Origin of the sequence: Parendozoicomonas haliclonae, assembly GCF_900174585.1 — a bacterium.
GTDB lineage: Bacteria > Pseudomonadota > Gammaproteobacteria > Pseudomonadales > Endozoicomonadaceae > Sansalvadorimonas > Sansalvadorimonas haliclonae.
Genome location: NZ_FWPT01000005.1, coordinates 83,531 through 104,824, shown reverse-complemented (window position 1 = coordinate 104,824; position 21,294 = coordinate 83,531). Strand labels below are relative to the sequence as shown.

Here is a 21,294-nt window from a genome sequence, read left to right as displayed (position 1 = left end):
CAATCAAGAGTAAGAAATGTCAGATCAGGCCAGCATGCCGCCAAACAGGCCGGAGAAGAACAGCTTGATGCTGTCCAGCAGACGCTTGAAGAAACCGCCCTGCTCTACGGCAGTCAGTGCTTCCAGCTCGTGCTCCATAACCACTTCGCCATTCAGGGTCCAGCGGGCCACACCCAGCACATCGCCTTCAGCGATTGGTGCCTGCAGCGGCTCGTTAACAGAATACTCAACCTTCAGATCTTTCATCTGGCCACGTGGCAGAGTCAGAGCTGCATCTTCATCAATACCCAGATTGATCATATCCAGCTTGCCCTTCCAGACCTTGCTGGTGATGGCAGTTTCGTCTTCTTCCAGCAGCACATCGGTTTCAAAAAAGCGGAAGCCATAGGTCAGCAGTTTACGGCTCTCTTCCAGACGTACCTTCTGGTTTGGGGTACCCATCACCACGCTGATCAGACGCATATCGCCTTCAGTGGCAGAGGTCACCAGGTTATAGCCGGCACCGCTGGTGTATCCGGTTTTCATACCGTCCACATTCAGAGAGTTATCCCACAGCAGACGGTTACGGTTGCTCTGGGTGATACCGTTCCAGGTAAACGACTTCTCACCATAAATTTTGTAAACGTCCGGGGTATCATGAATCATCGCCCGGGCAAGGATAGCCATATCCATCGGCGAGGTAGAAATATCCCGACCATCCAGACCGTGGGCATTAATAAACTGGGTGTTCTTCATGCCCAGCTTGGCAGCCCAGCCATTCATCAAGGTTACGAAGGCATCTTCGCTGCCGGCCACATGCTCGGCGATCGCGACAGAGGCATCGTTACCGGACTGAACCATCACTCCATGCAGAATATTTTCTACCGAGATATTGTCACCCGGCTCGATAAACATTTTTGAGGAGTCAGCAAACTTGCGGTTGCTGGACCAGGCATTACGGCCAACGGTCACAGTATCGTCAAAGCTGAGACGACCGCTGTTCATCTCCTGACCGGCGACATAGGCAGTCATGATCTTGGTCAGACTGGCAGGTGCCAGTTCCATATTCTCATTGCCGGAAGCGATGATTTTTCCGGAATCAAAGTCCATCAGCACATAGCCTTTGGCATTGATATCTGGCGGAGAAGGGAGCATGGATGGCACCGCATAAGCCAGGGAAGACATCAGGCTGCCTGCGGCAAGAATTGACAGGACACATTTGCCCCTGAAAGAAACTGGCATAAACGATCTTATCCGGATTTAACTATCTTCCGGGATAAACGACTCATTAGAACTGTTCTTCTTAAAACGTCAGTTGTCTTAAGCAGTGGCTTCTGTCGTAGATTATCCCGGCCAAAGGAATTCTATTTTGTTATGTTACCAGTGCCTTTTGCAACTGAATAACGTGCGTTATACGTACCATAAACGTCCCCGGTAAGGGAAGCACTGCGCTTACTCTTTTCGATACCAAACTTCTCTCTAAAGAACAGATATCCCGCTGTCAGCCACACTGACCAGCCCGCCAGAGCCTACGAACCTTCACCCTGCCCAACACTCCAAGGCCGTAACGGGTTACCACGCCTGTAGACCATGCGCAGTCGGTACCAGGGAGTTAAGACACATGTTACCACTCAGAAGGAAAACCATTCTTCCAAAGGCAGGGCCAAAGCCAAAACGGAAGCCAAAGACTTCGGCATTGACTCCCCAGCAGGATGTACCGGCTACAACAACCTCGCAGACACATTACGGTGATCTTGCGCGAGCACCATTACAAGAGTTTCAGGGCAGATACTCCGAGAACACGCGCCCCAGCGGGACAAGGCAATTTATCACCTCCCATACCGTGTCCTACGTGACCACTACACGAAGCAATAATTCCAGTGAAGGCCGTGGTGGCCCTACCCGACATGTCCGGCAACACCTCACAACCTCCGTACAGCCTTACCAAAGACCACAGCCCGGCACCTCGACAGCGACTGTGCCGCTACCGCCCCCCGAAGACCATGAGCCGATACTGAGCCAAAGTGAGCTCTGGGAGCAGCAGCTGATTATGCAGCAACTCCATCAAGAGCAGCAGAAACGTATCCAGCTGGAAAAAATGACGTTGAATGAAGAAGAGAGTTTAATGACGTGTGATATCTGCGTTGCCGAAGTCACCCGGGATCTCACCTCCGTTATTCCAGCCTGCAAGCACACGTTCTGCAACGAATGCGTAAAAGGCCATATTAACAGCAGTGCGACCTGGCCCTACACCTGCGCCTCATCCTGGTGTAACAAAAGAATTCCCGATCTGGTGCTGGGCCATGCGATTGGACCTCGTGCTGTTGATCAGCAGAAAACCCGGGTACTGGAAAAGACCCTTGAGAGTGGAGCGACAGGTATTGGTTCCATCTGTAAAAACACCAGCTGCCTGAGTTTTGATGTGTACCCCAGAGATTCCAACAGCCAGCTTTTCTGCAAAGTGTGCGAACAATCCTTTTGCAAGGACTGCACAACCTGGCCCTTCCATAAAGGAATCAGCTGTATGAAAGCGTTGGAAGAGCGTGTCCGAAAAGGTGATCAGGCGGCTCAAAGCGAACTGGATACCTTGAAGCAGATCGAGCTTGACCAGCATGACCATCGTGTAGCGCGCTGCCCCGGTGTTTTGAAAGATTCACAGGGCAAGCCTTTGGTGCCATCCCAAACCTGCAATGCCCCTATTGAAAAGCCCGAGGGCTGTAACCATATGAACTGCACAGTCTGCAAACATCAGTTCTGCTTCCTGTGCAAACGCGATTGGGTTGTTGGTAAGCCGTGCAATCCCAACTCCCACGACAATTTTTACAAGTGCACCTTCTGTCCACTGTGCAACCGCAAGAGCAATGTCATTGTCGATAAAAAGAGTGATAAGGCGACCTGCCGCGACCATAATCCGTTCCATGAGTTTTGCACCACCTGCCATAACCCCTGGACCGAAGGCCATAACACCCTGAGCAACCCGAACCATTGCCGCTTCCTGCGGGTAACACTCTAACCCCCTCAGAGAAGCCGCCCCTAAGACAAGCTCTAAGGATTCGCTTTCGCAGGCCAGCTTCTCTATCATCTGCCGGGCTTCACTTATGGATCGCGTAATGACCAATAAAGAAACCGGCTCCAGCAAGAAAGCTGTTGTTATCTATTCCGGCGGCATGGACTCCTTCACCGTGCTGCACAAGGCCCGCCAGCAGGGCTACGAACTGTTTGCCCTCTCCTTCAACTATGGCCAGCGTCACAGCAAAGAGCTGGAATACGCCGCCCGGGTCTGCGAGCAGCTGCAGATTCCCCACAAAGTGGTGGATATTACCGCCATCAACCAACTGGTCGGTGGCTCCGCCCTGACCTCCGATGAAATTGCCGTTCCTGAAGGCCACTACGCCGAAGAGAATATGAAGGCAACCGTCGTCCCGAACCGTAATATGATTCTGCTCTCTCTGGCGACTGGCTATGCCCTGTCCATCGGTGCGGACAAGGTCTTTTATGGCGCTCACTCCGGTGACCACACCATCTATCCAGACTGCCGCCCTGAGTTTGTCGAAGCGGTGAATAAGGTCACCCAGATCTGTGACTGGACCCCGGTCACCATCGAAGCGCCGTACCTCTATGCCAGCAAGATTGAAATCCTCCGGGATGGTCTGGCCATGGGGCTGGATTACGGCCAGACCTGGACCTGCTACAACGGCCGGGAACATGCCTGCGGTAAATGTGGTTCCTGTGCCGAGCGCCTGGAAGCCTTCACCCTCAACAACGCCACCGACCCTCTGGCTTATGAAACCCGCGAAGCGCAGGGTGAGTCAGCCTGATGTACAGCGTAAAAGAGATGTTCTACACCCTGCAGGGGGAAGGCGCCAATGCCGGACGCCCCGCAGTATTCTGCCGATTCAGCGGCTGCAACCTGTGGAGTGGGCTTGAGAAGGATCGCGCTACGGCAGCCTGCACCTTCTGTGATACCGACTTCCGCGGCACCGATGGTGATGGTGGCGGCAAATTTGCCAATGCCGAAGCCTTGGCCGAAGCCGTGGCTGCACTCTGGCCCCGGGTGATCGACAGTCAGGCCAAGCCTTTGGTAGTCTGCACCGGCGGTGAGCCGCTGCTGCAGCTCGACCAACCTGCTATTGATGCCCTGCATCAGGCGGGTTTCGAGATCGCTATCGAAACCAACGGCACCCTGCCCATCCCGGAAGGGATTGACTGGTCTGTGGTCAGCCCAAAAGGCCTGGCCGAAGTAGTGGTAACCCGGTGTGATGAGCTGAAACTGGTGTACCCGCAACCGGAAGCCACGCCGGAGCGGTTTGCTCATATTCAGGCCCGCCACTACTACCTCAGCCCGATGGTTAATCCCCATCGGGACGATACTGACCCGCTCTACCAGAACCCGGAAACCCGCGAAGCCATCAATTACTGCCTGCAGCATCCGCGCTGGCGGCTGAACCTGCAGACCCACAAGATCGTCAATATTGCCTGATCTCTGCCCTTCTGTTCTTTCCTGATACCGGGAAAGAACAGAACCTCAACACTTCCTGCCCCTACGCCGCCCCCGGACGATAACCCTTGCAGTCACAGATTTCAGCCGTGCGAAAAGGGTTATGGATAACAGTCTGGAAATTCTCGATCATCACTATATTGTCTTGCTGACCACCGCCCTGCAGATTCTGGCCTCCCTGCTGGTTGTCGGCATCGGCATTGCCCTGGTATCCGTGGTGGTGATGTATGTGGTCGATAAAAACCAGACCACCCATACCATTCGCCGAAACTACCCAGTGATTGGCCGGTTCCGCTATCTGTTTGAACATATTGGCGAGTTTTTCCGCCAGTACTTCTTTGCCAGTGACCGGGAAGAGATGCCCTTTAACCGGGCGCAGCGGGCCTGGGTCTATAGGGCAGCCAAGAATGTTGACCGCACCGTCGCCTTTGGCTCGACTAAACCTATTAAGGAGCGGGGCTCCATCCTGTTTCTAAACTCTCCCTTCCCCACTCTGGACGGTGAAGCTAAACCCGTTGACCGGGTACTGATTGGCCCGGACTGCGAACACCCTTACCTGCCCGGCTCACCCTTTAATATTTCCGGGATGAGTTATGGTGCCCTGTCAGCACCGGCGATTATTGCCCTCTCCAAAGGCGCCAAGGCGGTGAACTGCTGGTACAACACCGGCGAGGGCGGGCTTTCGGATTATCATCTGAAAGGCGGCTGTGATCTGGTCTTCCAGATTGGGACGGCAAAATACGGTGTCCGTGATGAACAGGGCCAGCTCTGTGATGAACACCTGAGGGAAGTCGCCGCCCATGAGCAGGTCAAAATGTTTGAGATCAAACTTAGCCAGGGCGCCAAGCCCGGTAAGGGTGGCATTCTGCCAGGTAATAAGGTGACGGAAGAGATCAGCCGCATTCGCCTAATCCCCGCCGGTGAAGACTCCATCAGCCCTAACCGTCATCCGGATATCAGTAACGCTAACGATCTGCTGGATATGATTCAACGTATTCGTTCGGTGACCGGTAAACCGGTGGGCATCAAGTTTGTGCTGGGCAGCTCCGAGTGGCTGAAGGAATTGTGTCAGGAAATCCATAAACGCGGAGAAGCCTCAGCACCTGACTTTATGACGATCGATAGCTGCGATGGCGGCACCGGTGCGGCGCCTATGGCGCTGATGGACGACGTAGGTTTACCTTTGCGGGAAAGTCTGCCGCTGGTGCATAACACCTTGCTGGAACAGGGTCTGCGAGACCGAATTAAAATTAATTGTTCTGGGAAACTGATCAACCCGACGGATGTCGCCTGGGCCTTGTGTATGGGAGCGGACTTTGTTTCATCCGCCCGGGGTTTTATGCTGGCACTGGGCTGTATTCAGGCTCTGCAGTGCAATAAGAACACCTGCCCTACCGGTATCACCACCCACAACAAAAAACTCCAGCGCGGACTGGTGCCCAGAGATAAGGCCAAACGAGTGGCAAGCTATCACAACAACCTGATCCATGATCTGGAGCTGATCAGCCACTCCTGTGGCGTGACTGAACCGAGGCAGCTGCGTCGTCACCATGCCCATCAGGTCAGCGATAATGGTCGCTCAGTGAGCCTGAGCGAACTCTATCCCTATCCGGAGCAGATTAACGAGCGTCGTGTATCTTCCTCTTTTTAGGTTTTTTCTTTTCGACGACCTTCACATACTCGGAGCGCACAACCCTTGGAACCGACGGACGACGGGAGGCCGTGTGTAATGGCCCGCCACCGCCCATAAAATCATCTTCCAGTTCACGCATACGGCGCACTTCTTCGGCTTTCTGCAGCTGCTCCTCACAGGCCTTGCGGCTGTTGCGATCCTGACACTCTTCGGGAAGCTGCCAGCGTCGCACCTTGGCTTCAAAGCGGCTGGCTGTGGTCTTGCGGCTGCAGCTCTTCGGCCACCACTCCCACAGCTGGTGCGGAGAGGGCACCAGAAACACCGAATCCGATTGTGGCTGATTGCCATTCCGTGTTACCAAAACGACCTGTGACGCTTCATTACCCATAACTGCCGGATTCGTTGATATCACTGGCTCCTGATCAACACCCTGACTACGCAACCAGCGACACAGTTGACCACAATACTCCTGCTCCTGCTCAGAGGCGGGAACCTCTGTCTGATAAACGACCTTGGCACCGTATTCACACTGCATCCGTTTAATAAAGGCTGTCACAGTCGGGTCGGCCAGCGCCAGGCCGTAGTCCAGCCAGGGCGGCAAAACGCCGGCTTGATAAGCGTGCACATCGGCATAGCAGCCTTTGGTAATCAGATCCGCCACCAGCGGTACGGTATCTAGCAGCACACCTTCAAGCTGAATGGAAAGCTCTGGTGTCTGACCGTCGGCTGCCAGTTCTTTACAGCGCCGCTCAGCACCGACCAGTGCCTGTTGTAATGCCAGACGACGTTCAACCGACTGGGTATAAAGCAACGCCTGTATCTGTTCATCACTGCCGACCTGATAAGGGCGATCCGGCCGGCCAGCCAGTTGATGCACCTGTTGCAGACGATTACAGACTTCCTGCTCCGGGCTATGGTCATACTTAAACTGCAGGGCCGTTTCCCAGCGTCCGTAAACAGTATTGGGCTGAATAAACAGGCTTTTGCCCACAGACTCACCATGCTGCTCATCCCAAACCTGCTGTCGTACAGGATCAGCCCCCTTTGGGCAACCGATATCCGTACGCTTATCACCGGCCATATACACCGGCACCATATAGTCCGCAACCATATAGTTCAAAGCGCCCTGGGAGTATTCTTCCAGCAGCTGTTGGGATTTGGCCATCTTATCGCTGGCAATATGAACAGACCTCTTTGAAGTCACCGGGAACCGGTTCTTGCGCAGCATGGTCAAGGTGACATCTTCAATCTCCGGATGGGAAGTACGGGCACTGATATAGTGAATCATCACGCCACGGGAGGCGGCATAATTCATAAACTCAACGGCACCTTCCAACGGTTTGCTGTGCTGGGCCATAAACCAGGCACAGTCCCGGTACCCATGAATCCGCCAGGGCTGGCTGATAAAGCCGTTAAAGAAGGTATGGCTGTCCACCAGCATATCGTCGATATCAACAAACATCACCGGAAGCGCATTCGGCTGACTGGCTTTCAGCTCGGCCAGCTGCTGGTCCAGAGCCTCACGGGACAAGGCAAAGGTCTGACGATGATGGGCACGGGCTTCGGTATCCTGCCAGACGGAGGCAGTCAGGGTCTGTTCATGCAGGCGACGAAGCACCCTCTCTTCCTGAGGGTTAGCCGGTGGCTGGATAGACTTTTCCCCTTGCACCTCGGTAACCAGACGACCGGCGGCATCAACAGCCTCCTCGCTGGCGATATGATCGGGCTTATGGAGTTCTTTGACCTTTGGAGAGTAGTGAGTAAGGTCAGGACACTGGAATCCTGAACCGGGCTGGCTGGCCTGCATAATAATCATCCCTGACAACTGGTTTTCTGATAATTGGTTTTCTGAGCACTGGTTTTCCGGTTAGACCGTCATCCCGCAGCAAGAGCCTTTTTCAGTCAGGAATTCTGTCTGCTCAGTCAGCATCACTTGCCACCTGCCGCCTAATTGCTGACAATAAATTTTTCTCTCCATCCCCAGTCCCGGAGACGCCGTTGCTCACCCTTCACCATTCCAACCATCTCGATATTCTCAAGGAACTGCTGGTTGACCGGATTCGCAGCCTGCCCCTCGATAATCCGCTCACTGAAGAGCAGATCCTGGTACAAAGTCCGGGTATGGCTCGCTGGCTGCAGCTGGAACTGGCCAGTGCCTTTGGCATAGCTGCGGCCATTGCCTTTCCGCTGCCGGCGACCTTTCTGTGGGAGATGTTCGTCACGGTACTGGATGATGTTCCCAAGCGTTCCGCCTTTGCAAAGGAGAGCATGACCTGGAAGCTGATGGGACTGCTGGAGAGCTGGAAGGATCAACCGGGTTTTGAGCCACTGGCCCACTATCTGCAAAACGACGATGATCGTATTCGTCGCTACCAGCTGGCCGGCAAGATTGCCGATATCTACGACCAGTATCTGGTGTATCGCCCGGAATGGATTGCCAGCTGGGAAGCCAGAGACGATCTGCCACAGCTGACCGCAGAGCAGAGCTGGCAGCCAATACTGTGGCGTGCTCTGGTGGAACGTACCCGGGAACTGGGCCAACCCCACTGGCACCGGGCCAATATGCACCAGACCTTTGCCGATATCCTCACCCAAGGCAACTTCACCGGCAAACTGCCCAAGCGGTTATTTGTATTTGGCATCTCCGCCCTGCCCCCCGGTTATGTGCAGGCACTCCATGCACTGGGACAGCATTGCGATGTACACCTGATGGTGACTAACCCCTGCCGTTACTACTGGGGCGATATTCGCGATGCCCGCTATCTGGCCCGTATCAATGCCCGCCGGTTTAAAGACGGCATGAACCCGGAACTGCCCGAGTCACTGAACGACACCGGCAATCCACTGCTGGCCTCACTGGGCAAACTGGGGCGTGATTATCTCTATCAACTGCAGGAACTGAGTTCTGGCGAACAGACCTCTGAGTTAAACCCGGTCACCGAGATTGATGGCTTTGCCGATATCAATACCGACTCCCTGCTGCATCATATTCAGCACGATATTCTGGAACTGCAGGACAGTACCGGCCTGAAGCACCCGATCAAGGCAGAAGATCACTCCATTAGCTTCCGGGGCTGTCATAGCCCGCTGCGGGAAGTGGAAGTGTTGCATGATCATCTGCTCAGTCTGTTTGAAAACGACAGCAGCCTGACACCCCGCGATATTATCGTGATGGTGCCGGATATCGACAGCTACTCCCCGTATCTGCAAGCGGTGTTTTCCAATCCCGGCGGCAGCGTAAGCGGCGAACGCTATATTCCCTTTGCCCTGTCGGACCGAAGCGCCAGCCAGGAACATCCAGCCATTGCTGCCCTGCAGCGTCTGCTGACCCTTGACCAGAACCGCGCCAGCACACCGGAGCTGATCGAGCTGCTGGAAGTCAAAGCTATCCAGAACCGGTTTGGGCTGGAAGAGACTGATATCAACACCCTGGCCCGCTGGATTGAGGAAAGCGGCATTCGCTGGGGTATTAACGAACAGCACCAGTCCCGCTTTGATGTTCCCACCCGCGCTGAAAACACCTGGCTGTTTGGCCTGCGTCGTATGCTGCTGGGCTATGCCATGCCATCGGCCATGGGCCTGTACGACGATACCCTGCCTTCTGATCTGGCTCAGGGTATGGAAGCGGAGCTGGCCGGCAAACTGGCTGACTTTGTCGAACACTGCGAATGGCTGCTGGCGGAGATTGATACCGCCCGGGATGCCGATCACTGGCTGCTGTTCATTAACCAGCTGCTGGAACTGTTCTTCGCCCCGGATGAAACTGATGAGCCGGTGATTCGCAAGGTGCGCGAATCCATGGAGAAATTCCGCGAACAGCTCAACGATGCACGCTTTACCGAAACTCTGCCTAAAGCCGTACTCGTTGATTGGCTCAATGAACACCTTGGCAACACCCGCAGCAGCCAAAGGTTCCTGGCCGGACAGGTGAATATCTGTACCCTGATGCCGATGCGTTCCATCCCGTTCAAAGTAGTGTGCCTGCTGGGTATGAACGACAGTGCCTATCCACGCAGCTTGCCGCCGATGGGCTTTGACCTGATGGCGAAAGAGCCACGTCGAGGGGACCGTTCCCGCCGGGAAGATGACCGTTACCTGTTTCTGGAAGCCCTGCTCTCAGCCCAGGAACAGCTCTATATTAGTTACGTCAGCCGCAATATTCGCGACAACACCGAACGTTTCCCATCGGTACTGGTCACCGAACTGCAGAACCTGATTAAAGAGAGCTTTGTACCTGAACAAGGCGGTGATGGTGATGCATTGGTCAACAGCCTGTTCCACCAGCACAGTCTGCAGGCATTTAGTCCGGACAATTTTATTGCTGAGGACAATGGCCAGACCAACCGTTTCCAGAGCTTTGCCAGTGAGTGGCTACCTGCCGCCAGCGGTGAAGGCGAACCGGAAGCGCCCTTCCTGCCCCAGCCTCTGGCAGCCACACCAATACCTGATGAAGACAATGCCCTGGAACTGCCGCTGGATCGCCTGATTGGATTCTGGAACAACTCGTCGCAGGCATTCTGCCAGCAGCGGCTGAAAGTCTATTTCAACGACGATGATGAAGCGGCGGAGACCCGTGAGCCTTTTGCTCTCGATGGTCTGACCGGCTGGAACCTGAAAGACCAGCTGGTGAACGGTTACCTGCAGGGTATGGATGATCGCCAGTTCCGGTTGCAGGCGCGGGCTTCCGGGGTACTTCCCCATGGCAGCTTTGGTCAGATCGCCATGAATGAACTGCAGAGTGAGGCCAGCCAGCTGGCCGATCTTGTCGCACCCTGGGTGAAGAATAAGTGTCCGGATCGGGAGATTGACCTGCCTCTGAACCACAGTCGTCTGACCGGCTGGCTGGACTGTATTTACGATCAGGGTCAGGTGTTCTGGCGCACAGGTAAACTGCGGGACAAACACCGTTTCCAGGCCTGGGTGAAACACCTGTGCTACTGCGCCGGTCGGGAACAGGCCGGTTCCACCTTCTTTCTGACTCTGGACAACTGTATTGAGCTTCGTCCGGTGGAGCAGGAACGTGCATTGTCGATGCTGGCCGACCTTGAACAGTTGATGCAGGAAGGCCTTAACCGACCACTGCCGTTTTTCCAGAAAACCGCCTGGACCTGGATCGACAAGGCCCGCAGCGACTCGGTTATGTCCGACGACGAAGACCAGCTCGAAGAGGCCGACAATAAAGCCCGCAAGAGCTTTATCGGTGACAGCTTCTTCGCCGGTGAAGGGACCAATGACGCCTATATCCAGCGCTGCTGGCCTGATTTTGAACTGGCGCTGCCCGAGCTTCGCCAGCTCGCCCAAAACATTTTGCTGCCGCTGGCCAGCCATCTGCACAAGCTGGAGGCGGACAAGTAATGACCGATATCATGACCGCGAACACCCATCCGGCGTCAGAAACCCTGAACGCCCTGACCCTGCCCCTGCACGGCCATCGCCTGATCGAGGCCAGTGCCGGCACCGGCAAGACCTTTACCATTGCCGCACTCTATCTGCGCCTGCTGCTGGGTCATGGGGCCAGCGGTTCAGCCCATAAAGAACCGCTGACTGTCGACCAGATTCTGGTAGTGACCTTTACTGAAGCCGCGACTGCAGAACTTCGGGACCGGGTCCGGGCCCGTATCCATGAAGCCCGACAGGCGTTTCTGGAAGGTTCATCCAAAGACCCGATTATCAGCCAGCTGCTGGCCGAACTGGATAACCATTCCATGCAGGCCGAGCGGCTTTTGGCTGCGGAACGGCAGATGGATGAAGCGGCGATCTTTACCATTCACGGTTTCTGCCAGCGCATGCTCAAGCAGCATGCCTTTGAAAGTGGCACCCTGTTTACCAGTGAGCTGATGGAAGACCAGTCGGAACTGATTACCGATACCGTGGCTGACTTCTGGCGCCGCACCATGTACCCGCTGGATATTGAGATGGCTGGTCTGGTGCGCAGTATCTGGGAAAAACCAAGCAAGCTGGAAAAGGACCTGATCTTCTGGCTGCACCAGCAGGATCTGCAGCTGGTCAACAATAATATTCCCGCGTCGTTCACTGCCATCTATGAGCAGATCAACGCCATTAAGGCAGTTAAAGCCCAGTGGCGGGACAGCCAGCAGGATATCCATACCGGTCTGGCAGCAGTCCTCAAGAAAAACTCCAAGTCCTGGAAACGGCTGGAGAAGATGAGTGAATTTGCCCACAGCGATGAACTGGTGCCGGTCTTCTCCGATGAGACCAGCTGGTTCTGCTATACCCCGGAAGTGCTGGCAACGGCCTGTGCCAAAGGCAAAACCCCACCAGACCTTGAAGTGTTCCGCAGTATTGCCGGACTGAACGACAGTGACATGGATCTGAAAGAGGCTCTGCAGGGTATGATCCTGCGGGATGCTTTACAGGATGTCGGCAGTCGTCTGATCCAGCGTCGTCTGGAACTGCGCAAGATGTCGTTTGATGATCTGCTGACCCAGCTGGACAAGGCCCTACAGGCCCCAACCGGCCCAATACTGGCCCAGCAGATTCGTGATAATTTCCGGGTTGGCCTGATTGATGAATTCCAGGATACCGATGCGGTGCAGTACCGGATCTTCGGCAATATCTATCCGGTAGTAGCGGATACTCAGGATTACGGACTGTTTCTGATCGGTGATCCGAAGCAGGCGATCTATGCTTTCCGGGGCGCGGATATCTTTACCTATATCCATGCCAAGCATCAGATCAGCCATCACTACACCCTGCCGACCAACTGGCGCTCCTCTCAGGAGATGATTGCCTCGGTCAACCATCTGTTTGCCCAGGCACAATCGCCATTTATTTACAACAGTGATATTCCGTTCCAGCCGGTGGGCTATTCCGACAAAGCCAGCCTGCGCGGCCTGTTTGTCGATGGTGAGCGCCAGACCGCCATGCAGCTGTGGTACACCAGCAATGGCGACGGCAATATCGGCAAGGGCGATTATGAAGCCGCCATGGCCGAAGCGACGGCGGAAGAGATTAACCGTCTGCTGACTCTGGCCAAAGAACAACGCTGTCTGACCGGTGGTTCTGAGCAGGAACCTCTGGCACCGAATGAAGTAGCAGTTCTGGTGCGCACCGGCACTCAGGCCGAAAAGGTGCGTGATGCCCTGGTGGCCCGCAATATTGCCAGCGTCTATATGTCTGATCGCAGCTCGGTATTCGACAGCCCGGAGGCGCTCGATATCAGTCGTCTGCTGGCGGCCAGCCTGGAACCCACCAATGAGCGCAAGCTGCGAGCCGCTCTGGCAACACCGCTGCTGGCCCTGTCCGCACAAACCCTGGATGAGCTCAATAACAATGAGCTGCACTGGGAAGAGGCCGTCGAAGAGTTTAACGATTACCACCAGATCTGGCTGAGTCGCGGTGTTCTGCCCATGCTGCGACAGCTGATTACCCGCCGTCGTCTTGCAGAGAACCTGCTGGCCAGCCCCAATGGTGAACGACGACTCACTAATATTCAGCATATTGGTGAGCTACTTGCAGCCGCCGCCCGGGAACGGGAAACACCCCATGCCCTGCTCCGCTGGCTGCAGGAGCGCATCAGCAGTCCGGATACCAATGCCAAGGAACAGCAGCTACATCTGGAAAGCGAGCGGGATCTGGTACAGATCGTCACCATCCATAAATCCAAGGGGCTGGAATACGGCGTCGTCTTTATGCCGTTTGTCTGCACCTGGCGACAGCAGGACAAAGCCCTGTTCCATAACGATCAGCAACAGGTGGTGGCCGACCTGCTGAACAGCGAAGAGTCGGTGGAGATCGCTGACCGGGAACGTCTCGCGGAAGACCTGCGCCTTCTGTATGTGGCGTTAACCCGTTCGGTCCATGCCTGCTATCTGGGGCTGGGGCCGGTCAAACTGCGAGCCACAGCAAAGAATAAAGATCTGACCGATCTCAATAAAACCGCCTTTGGTCATCTGCTCAAACCGGGCGGCCCGATCACTGTGCCCGAGTTCCGTGATGCGCTTGACAGACTGGAACAGAATTGCCCGGCCATCACCGTGGCCGATCTGCCAGACAGCCAGCTACCCCGTTACCAGCCACCGGCTGATCAGCTGCCGGAACTGTCAGCCCGTCAGTTTACCGGCCAGATTACCCGTAACTGGTGGATGACCAGCTATTCGGCACTGTCCCGTAATGCCAGCCATGCGCAGGCGGCAGTCACCCCGGATGCCAGCCACGAACAACCGGGCCTTGATCTCGAAGTACAAGGCCAGAGCCAGACTGCCGTTATTGAACGTCCGGCGTTTACTTCCTTGCTGGACTTTCCCCGTGGTGCTCAGCCCGGTACCTTCCTGCACGAAATTTTTGAACGGGTAGCGTTTGAAAACCCGAATCCTCAGGAAATTGAAGCCACGATTCGTGATCTGCTGCTGATTAATAATTTTGATGAACAGTGGCTGCCGGTACTTCAGGAGATGGTGCAGACAGTGATTCATACCCCAATGAACGACACTGGTATGAAACTGTCTGATCTGACCAAAGATGGCTACAAGCCCGAACTGGAGTTTAATCTTCCGCTGGGCCTGTTGAAGGCTCAGGAACTGAACACCCTGCTCAAGACACAGGATCCACTGGCCGCCCGTGCCGGTGAACTGAACTTCTATGATCTGCAGGGTATGTTAAAAGGCTTTATCGATCTGACCTTCCAGCACGATGGCTGCTGGTATGTGCTCGACTGGAAGTCCAACTGGCTGGGCGATACCACCGCCGCCTATACCCGGGAAGCCATGGCCGAAGCGATGATCGACCACCGCTATGACCTGCAGTACCTGATCTACACCCTGGCCCTGCATCGTCTGCTGAAAACCCGCATACCGGACTATGACTATGACGCCCATGTGGGCGGTGCCTTCTATATCTTCCTGCGCGGCGTGCAACTGAACGACACAGGCGAACGCACGGGTATCTATTATCACCGTCCGGATAAATCCCTGATTGAGGCTTTGGACAGCCTGTTCCATGGACAGAAGGAGACCGTCACATGCTGAACGCGCTGCGACAACTGGCGGATCAGAATATTATCCGTCCACTCGATTACCACTTTGCCCGCTTTCTGGCTGCCGAGCATGATGACCCGGTACTGCTGCTGGCTGCGGCACTCACCAGCCTGCAGCTGGGCCATGGCCATACCTGCCTGGAACTGAATCAGGATTCGCTGGAACTGCTGGGCACCGGCCGTAATCTGGAAGCCATCCGTAACTGTCCATCGATCACCAGCTGGGCCACCCATCTGCAAACACTGGCGGCGGTGGGTGATGGCCATCAGGCCACCCCACTAGTACTCGACAATGGTCGTCTGTATCTGATGCGCTACTGGCAATACGAAGCCTCTATCGCCTATCGGATGAATCATAACCGGGTGATCGAGCATGACACAGCCCGCACCCGGGCCATTCTTGAACGGCTGTTTGCCGGTTCCGGCGAAGGTCAGACCATTAACTGGCAGATGGTGGCAGCGGCTGTAGCTGCCTCACGCAAGATCTCAGTCATCAGTGGCGGTCCGGGCACCGGTAAGACGACAACGGTTACCCGCCTGTTGGCCCTGCTAGTTGAGCTGGCCCATATCAAGGACCCGTACCGCAACCCGACTATTCATCTGGCGGCACCGACCGGCAAGGCTGCTGCCCGTCTGACCGAGTCCATCGGTTCAGCGAAATGGAAGCTGGACTGTGAAGATGTGGTACGCCATGCCATTACCGATCAGGCCAGCACCATTCACCGGTTGCTGGGAGTGATTCCCGGTAAAGCCGAGTTCCGTCATAACCGGGAGAACCCACTGCATCTGGATATTCTGGTGGTGGATGAAGCCTCGATGATCGACAGTTCCTTGATGTCCCGCCTGCTTGATGCCCTGCCCGATCATGCCCAGCTTATTCTGCTCGGTGACCGTGATCAGCTGGCGTCTGTAGAAGCTGGCAGCGTACTGGGCGATATCTGCTCGGCCATGGATTTTGGCTACTCCCCCGAACAGGTGCAGGCGCTGCAACAGCTGACCGGTGCCGCCTTGATGGAACATATCAAAGCCCACGGCCCGACTATTCGGGATGGTTTGTGTCTGCTGCGCAAGAGCTACCGATTTGATGAGAAGTCCGGTATTGGCCTGCTGGCACGTGCAGTCAACACCCAAAACAAGGCTGAGGTGAATAACCTCGCTGGCGAACAGCGGGATGATCTGCAGTTCTGCTATAGCGGTGATATTCAACAACAGCTGTTAAATGAAGCTATTGCCGGTTACCGGGGTTATCTTGAAAAGGTGCGCGGCGAAGCACCGGCGGAGGAAATTCTCGAAGCCTTTGACCAGTTCCAGGTTCTTTGCGCCCTGCGTGAAGGGCCACAGGGGGTTAGCGGGTTGAACGACAGCATTCGTAAGGCACTGACCAAGGCCGGGCTGATTGAAGCTGGCGACAACGATACCTGGTATCCGGGCCGTCCGGTGCTGATCACCCGCAATGATCCGGCGCTGGAGCTGTATAACGGTGATATCGGTATCACCGTCAAGCAGGATGGGCGCTATCGGGTAATATTCCCGAAAGCCAATGGCGAACCCCGCTTTCTGTTGCCGTCCCGGTTACCTGAGCATGACACGGTATTCGCTATGACCGTACACAAGAGTCAGGGCTCGGAATTTGATCGGGTTTTGCTGGTCATGCCGGATACGCCATCGCCGGTACTCACCCGGGAGCTGTTGTATACCGGTATTACCCGGGCCAAGTCCTCGTTGATGCTGTTCTCCAAACCGGATATCCTCACTTCCGCCGTTGACCGGCCGGTCCAGCGGGTAACCGGGTTGGCCGATCGCCTGCAATAACTGTAATAACCGCAAAAGGGTTGTTATCCCGACTAACAGCCCTGTTGTTTAAAGCCTTGCCAAAACTGTTAAGACTCTGCTGTTTGATGACAGGGAGTCTTAAAATGTTTGCTAAACCCTCAAGCAGTGCTGGATCACACGGCTCTCAGAGTGGCTCTACTGGGCCGATCTCCTGGTCAGACGATGACGGGCAGGCTCCGGCTCCCCCCAGTATCAGCCAGCCGTCTTCCAGTGAGCTGGGCAACAACCGTTACCGGACACTGGCCGGAGCGCTGCATATCAGCTTTAAGAACTCCGGCGAGCCTAGTCAGACTCTTTCATCTCGCAGCGTCAGCCTGAATGAACAGTGCTCTTCCTCTGATTCAGGCAAGCTCACGCCCCCAACGCCGATCACGACACCGATTGCCAACGATGGTCTGCAGTTTCTGTTTAATTATATTTTCCCGGCAGGGCAGAATCCGGTTGAGGCTGGCAAAGAGCATACCCTGCTATCCGAATCCCGGAAGAACAGCCGTCAGAAGCTGGAAAGCCAACTGGTGGTTACCCATTTTATTCCCGATCAGCCCAAGGGGCAGCAATGGGTGAAACGCTCCCGTGCCTATCAAAAGCTGACCGAAGACCAGCGCCGTTATGCCCTGCGCAACCTGGTCAAGGAAGTAGAGATTCACCGTTCGTTTGAACATCCTAATATCGCCCGCTTCCTGGGCATCGGTATTATCCAGGAAGAGAATGCCCTCACCCTCAGCCTGTTTACCGAATATGCCGGCCTGCCGCTGGATATTCCCAAAGAGCAGAAAGTCAATGCTGGCCATGAACAGGGGAAGCGTACCGTCAGTGCCAGCACGCTTGTTAACTACCTGTCTCAGCTGGCAAGCGCCCTGGCCTATCTGAAAAGCCACAATATTCTTCATCGGGATATTAAGCCGGATAACCTTCGCCAGCAGCAAGGTGTGGTCAAACTGTTTGATTTCAATCTGTCGGCCAACCTTCTCCTCAAATCGGTCAGCAGCATGGCAGGCACCCGGGGCTTTCGGGCACCGGAGGTGGTCGCCGGAAAGGACCAAAGCTTCCCCGTCGATATGTACAGTTCCGGTGTCAGTCTGGCCTTGCTGGGCCATGAAGCCGGCCTGCTGGATTACCACTGCCCCGGCAGCCGTGCCGTACCGGCATCCCGTAAAGTGCCTCAGATCGATCTCCGTTACCCGGGCAGTGCCGGTAGCCAGGAGAAACTGTTGCAGACTCTGCTGAGCAGCATGACAGAGGAAGTGCCCACCTTGAGGCCAACCCCTGAACAACTCCAAAGCCGGATAAGCAGCTCGGCATCAACCACCACCAAAACCAGCCCATGCGGTACTGATAGTCTGTTTGAACAAAAACCTCATCCAGACGAACTGAAAATGCGCAATGAACTGGCAGTTAAGGCGTAACAGATGGAAAGCCGGCGGAGGAACAATCAACAATGAATATCAAGGATGATCTCACCCCAGCACCTGCGGGAATAACGACCGACACAGCTCCGGGTCCGGAAGTATCTGCACAGGCCGAGAATATTCCCTACCTGCTGCACTGCTACAACCATCCCCTGGACAATCCGGATAACAACCACACGCCCAAAGCCATTCAGGAGCGTCTCTGCCAAGCCGTAAACCACCATTACCACTGGTTTAGTCATTTCTGCCCGTGGCTGCCCTGCTCTAAAAGTGAGGATAAAAATCCACACTTTGATTCTGTCGGTGCCTTTGATGACTTTCTAGAGCGCAACCTGACAGCGCTGGTCGCACCAACACCGGAAGCGCAATCACACCAAAGTGCCCAACTGATCGCTCTTATCGCCGATGAACGGCATCAGCTGTCGGCTCTGCAGCAAACCCTCGACACGTTAAAACCCGCCGACCTCGCCTATATCGCCAGACACTGTGGCCATGCCACAGCGCAGGAGATTCTGGAAAATCACTGGCAAAAGTTTAATAACGAGGAGTTACTGGCCATAGCCCGAACCCATAGTGAACTGGTATTCCAGACATTGCTGAATAAACAGGCGTTTGCCGATAAAGACCCGATGGATCTGCTGGTTCCCCTGGCCCGGCTTTGCCCTACAGCAGCCGAGGCCGTGCTGGGCAAAGAGTCCGCTGTTATTGCTCCGCTCCATGACGGGCATCGAGCCGCCATTGCCGTGGTTAACCCGCAACGGGCTGAAACTTTTTACCAACAACTGAAAGCACGCATTCTCCGCCAGGAAGCCTGCACCGAAGACGATATCAAAGCTTTTTTGATTCTGACCACCAGCCAAAGCTGTGCCCGGAAAATCATGCTGGAGCTGGCCGGCCCTTATATGATTCCAGAACAACAAGACCGCATGGCTCTGGAAGTCTTTTCCTGGCACCCTCAACTCATGAGCCCCGACAGCCTGCAGCGTTTACTAAATAGCGAAAACAATGAACTGCCCACCGTTCTCTACCTGCGTCAGTACCCTTATATCTACGAGCAGTTCACACCCTGCAAGGCTCGGCCGGAGTTTAAAGTCCGGCTGGTATTGCGTTATCCGCATATGATTTCTCAGGCCTTCCCTGTGCCAAGGGATAGCAAGACCGATGTCCTTACTCTGCTCAAGGAAACCGGCCAGTACTTCACACGCTCATTGGAGCTTGCCAAAGCCTGTGACCGGGAACCCAACTTTGCGGCCTATTTTCTCTACAACCTTTACCACGGCAGTGTGCCGGATAAAGAACATGGTGATCTGATTAAAAAGTATCTGGTCAGCCCCTGGTCCCGCCGCTTATTACGCGATGTTTTCAAAGGCGAGGCTCTGCTCGACCAATGCCAGCCCGCTTACAAAGATGCCGAAGCTCTAACCAAAGAGCTCACCCATCTCCCCATTGAAGGTGACAGTCACTGGCCGATGCTGCTGCGCTATCCCGTGCTTATGCGCCGCCTGCTGAGCGAACCTGGCCACAATCTGAAGTTCAATCGACGCTGGATCACCGCAATCGCTGATCGGGATATTCACTGCGCCCGCACCATAATGGCCAGCCCGCATTACTCAGACCAGCAAAAGGCCTGGGCAGCAATGATGTTTACCGAGACTCTCAAGGAACTGCTTGAGTCGCCGGCGCTTTATTCCGAAACCATGACGGAAACCCTGCGCAGCACAGGACTGGTAGTTGATCTGCTGTCACGCCCTCACCAGAAGGCACTGGCAGCACGCTGGGTAGCAGAGAATCGTCTGGAAGAACTCACGGGTGATGAATTATTCACCCTCGTCAAAGCCCACGATACGGTGGCCCGAGTGCTGGCCAAGCGTCCCGACCTGATCGCCCTGCTGATCGAATCCCAATGGAATGGACTGCAGAAGCTGCGCCCTTGTCTGGCGAAGGTGCAACTCGATGACAGCTTTCAGTTCTATGATGATGAGGATTATTTCTGCACACCGGCCACGTCCACAACAGAACTGGCCGTGGATTCGCAGGAGTCCACTACCGGGGCCGACTCGGCAGAGGGTAAAGAGGTTGAAGTCACCCCTGTTGAGCAGGAGCCAATGGAAGAGTTTGTGGCTCGTTACTACGATCTGTTTCGCGCCCCTACCCAGAAATTCCTGCCATGGTTTCTCCCCTGGAATCAGACACCACTGCTTGGCTGGCGAGCCAGAGGAGGCGGTATCTGTTCCGGACACAGTATCTACCTTGCCCTGAAAGAGGCCAGACACCCGCAGGAAGATCCGATGGTCCTGCGCTACAGATTGTCAGAGCGACAACGCGAAAGACTAGACACTACCCACTGGAGCCATCTGCCAGACAAACTGGACTTCCTGCGCCGTAACCGGGATAAGTTTCTGGGGGAGCCGGTCTCTGTCTCCCGATCTGAAGATAACAAGACCCGCCTGGATACCGATAAGCTGCTGGCCATGCTGAAATTCTCCAATCAGCTGGCAGTGACGACCGGCCGCCATACAATTTCGGTGTTCTATTACGCACCCAAGGGGCAGGTCCCCTACATTATTGTCGATGACAGTAATGAGGGTTCCTGGAAGCTTATAGAAAGCCCTGATCAGAAGCAGGATCTGGAAGACCTGGTGATGGATCGGCTGATGCATTTCGCCGATGATGGCTTTATCCAGATCCGCCCGATTCTGGTGCCGGAGCAGCCCGTACGTCTGCATCCACCCAAGCCTTATAATCAGCCCTACAATCCGTCCGGCAACAAGCTTCCGCCAAACCAGACCGCCCCACAATAAAACCCTTTAAAATCAGGCTAATACCTTGGTCGTACACCCTTAGTGGTGATACGACCAAGGGGCTATAGCGCCTTTGCCGATCCCGGACAAAACTGAGAAGACAGTTAACACAAACACTGTCCAGCACAACCATAACCAAATCAAAA

The 21,294-nt window shown here is 55.1% G+C and carries 11 protein-coding genes; 9 read left to right on the top strand and 2 right to left on the bottom strand.

The window, feature by feature from the left end; genetic code table 11:
* Positions 1-24: 24 nt before the first annotated feature.
* Positions 25-1,164 (bottom strand): serine hydrolase, encoded by a 1,140-nt coding sequence (locus tag EHSB41UT_RS11835; RefSeq protein WP_242667298.1) that lies wholly within the window; start codon positions 1,162-1,164, stop codon positions 25-27.
* Between the two features lie 667 nt (positions 1,165-1,831).
* On the opposite strand from EHSB41UT_RS11835, the gene EHSB41UT_RS11830 reads away from it, so the two are divergent.
* The 4 genes from EHSB41UT_RS11830 (at position 1,832) to EHSB41UT_RS11815 (ending at position 6,128) form a co-directional block, all read left to right on the top strand.
* A complete protein-coding gene (locus EHSB41UT_RS11830; protein WP_165767240.1) occupies positions 1,832-2,992 on the top strand; it encodes an RBR family RING finger protein in 1,161 nt (386 codons plus the stop codon).
* Between the two features lie 97 nt (positions 2,993-3,089).
* Entirely contained in the window at positions 3,090-3,797 is a 708-nt protein-coding gene (gene queC / locus EHSB41UT_RS11825) for a 7-cyano-7-deazaguanine synthase QueC (RefSeq protein ID WP_087110049.1), read from the top strand.
* Positions 3,797-4,459, top strand: a complete 663-nt coding sequence (gene queE, locus EHSB41UT_RS11820) for a 7-carboxy-7-deazaguanine synthase (protein WP_087110048.1) — start codon at positions 3,797-3,799, stop codon at positions 4,457-4,459. The genes queC and queE overlap by 1 nt, the downstream gene beginning before the upstream one ends.
* Before the next feature lie 121 nt (positions 4,460-4,580).
* Positions 4,581-6,128 (top strand): FMN-binding glutamate synthase family protein, encoded by a 1,548-nt coding sequence (locus EHSB41UT_RS11815; protein WP_087110045.1) that lies wholly within the window; start codon positions 4,581-4,583, stop codon positions 6,126-6,128.
* On the opposite strand, the gene EHSB41UT_RS11810 is transcribed toward EHSB41UT_RS11815, so the two are convergent.
* Entirely contained in the window at positions 6,097-7,917 is a 1,821-nt protein-coding gene (locus EHSB41UT_RS11810; protein ID WP_165767239.1) for an HAD family acid phosphatase, read from the bottom strand. The two genes, EHSB41UT_RS11815 and EHSB41UT_RS11810, sit on opposite strands and share 32 nt — an antisense overlap.
* Before the next feature lie 191 nt (positions 7,918-8,108).
* Here EHSB41UT_RS11810 and recC point away from each other — a divergent pair, with 191 nt between their 5' ends.
* The 5 genes from recC (at position 8,109) to EHSB41UT_RS11785 (ending at position 21,148) form a co-directional block, all read left to right on the top strand.
* A complete protein-coding gene (recC, locus tag EHSB41UT_RS11805; protein WP_087110042.1) occupies positions 8,109-11,465 on the top strand; it encodes an exodeoxyribonuclease V subunit gamma in 3,357 nt (1,118 codons plus the stop codon).
* The gene (gene recB, locus EHSB41UT_RS11800) at positions 11,465-15,097 is read left to right on the top strand and encodes an exodeoxyribonuclease V subunit beta (protein WP_087110040.1); all 3,633 of its coding nucleotides are present in this window, start codon (positions 11,465-11,467) and stop codon (positions 15,095-15,097) included. Before recC ends, recB begins: the two co-directional genes overlap by 1 nt.
* Positions 15,091-16,917 (top strand): exodeoxyribonuclease V subunit alpha, encoded by a 1,827-nt coding sequence (gene recD / locus EHSB41UT_RS11795; protein WP_087110038.1) that lies wholly within the window; start codon positions 15,091-15,093, stop codon positions 16,915-16,917. The genes recB and recD overlap by 7 nt, the downstream gene beginning before the upstream one ends.
* Before the next feature lie 104 nt (positions 16,918-17,021).
* Positions 17,022-18,344, top strand: coding sequence for a protein kinase domain-containing protein (locus EHSB41UT_RS11790; protein ID WP_165767238.1), 1,323 nt, complete (start codon positions 17,022-17,024; stop codon positions 18,342-18,344).
* Between the two features lie 32 nt (positions 18,345-18,376).
* Positions 18,377-21,148, top strand: a complete 2,772-nt coding sequence (locus EHSB41UT_RS11785; protein WP_087110034.1) for a hypothetical protein — start codon at positions 18,377-18,379, stop codon at positions 21,146-21,148.
* Positions 21,149-21,294: the final 146 nt, after the last annotated feature.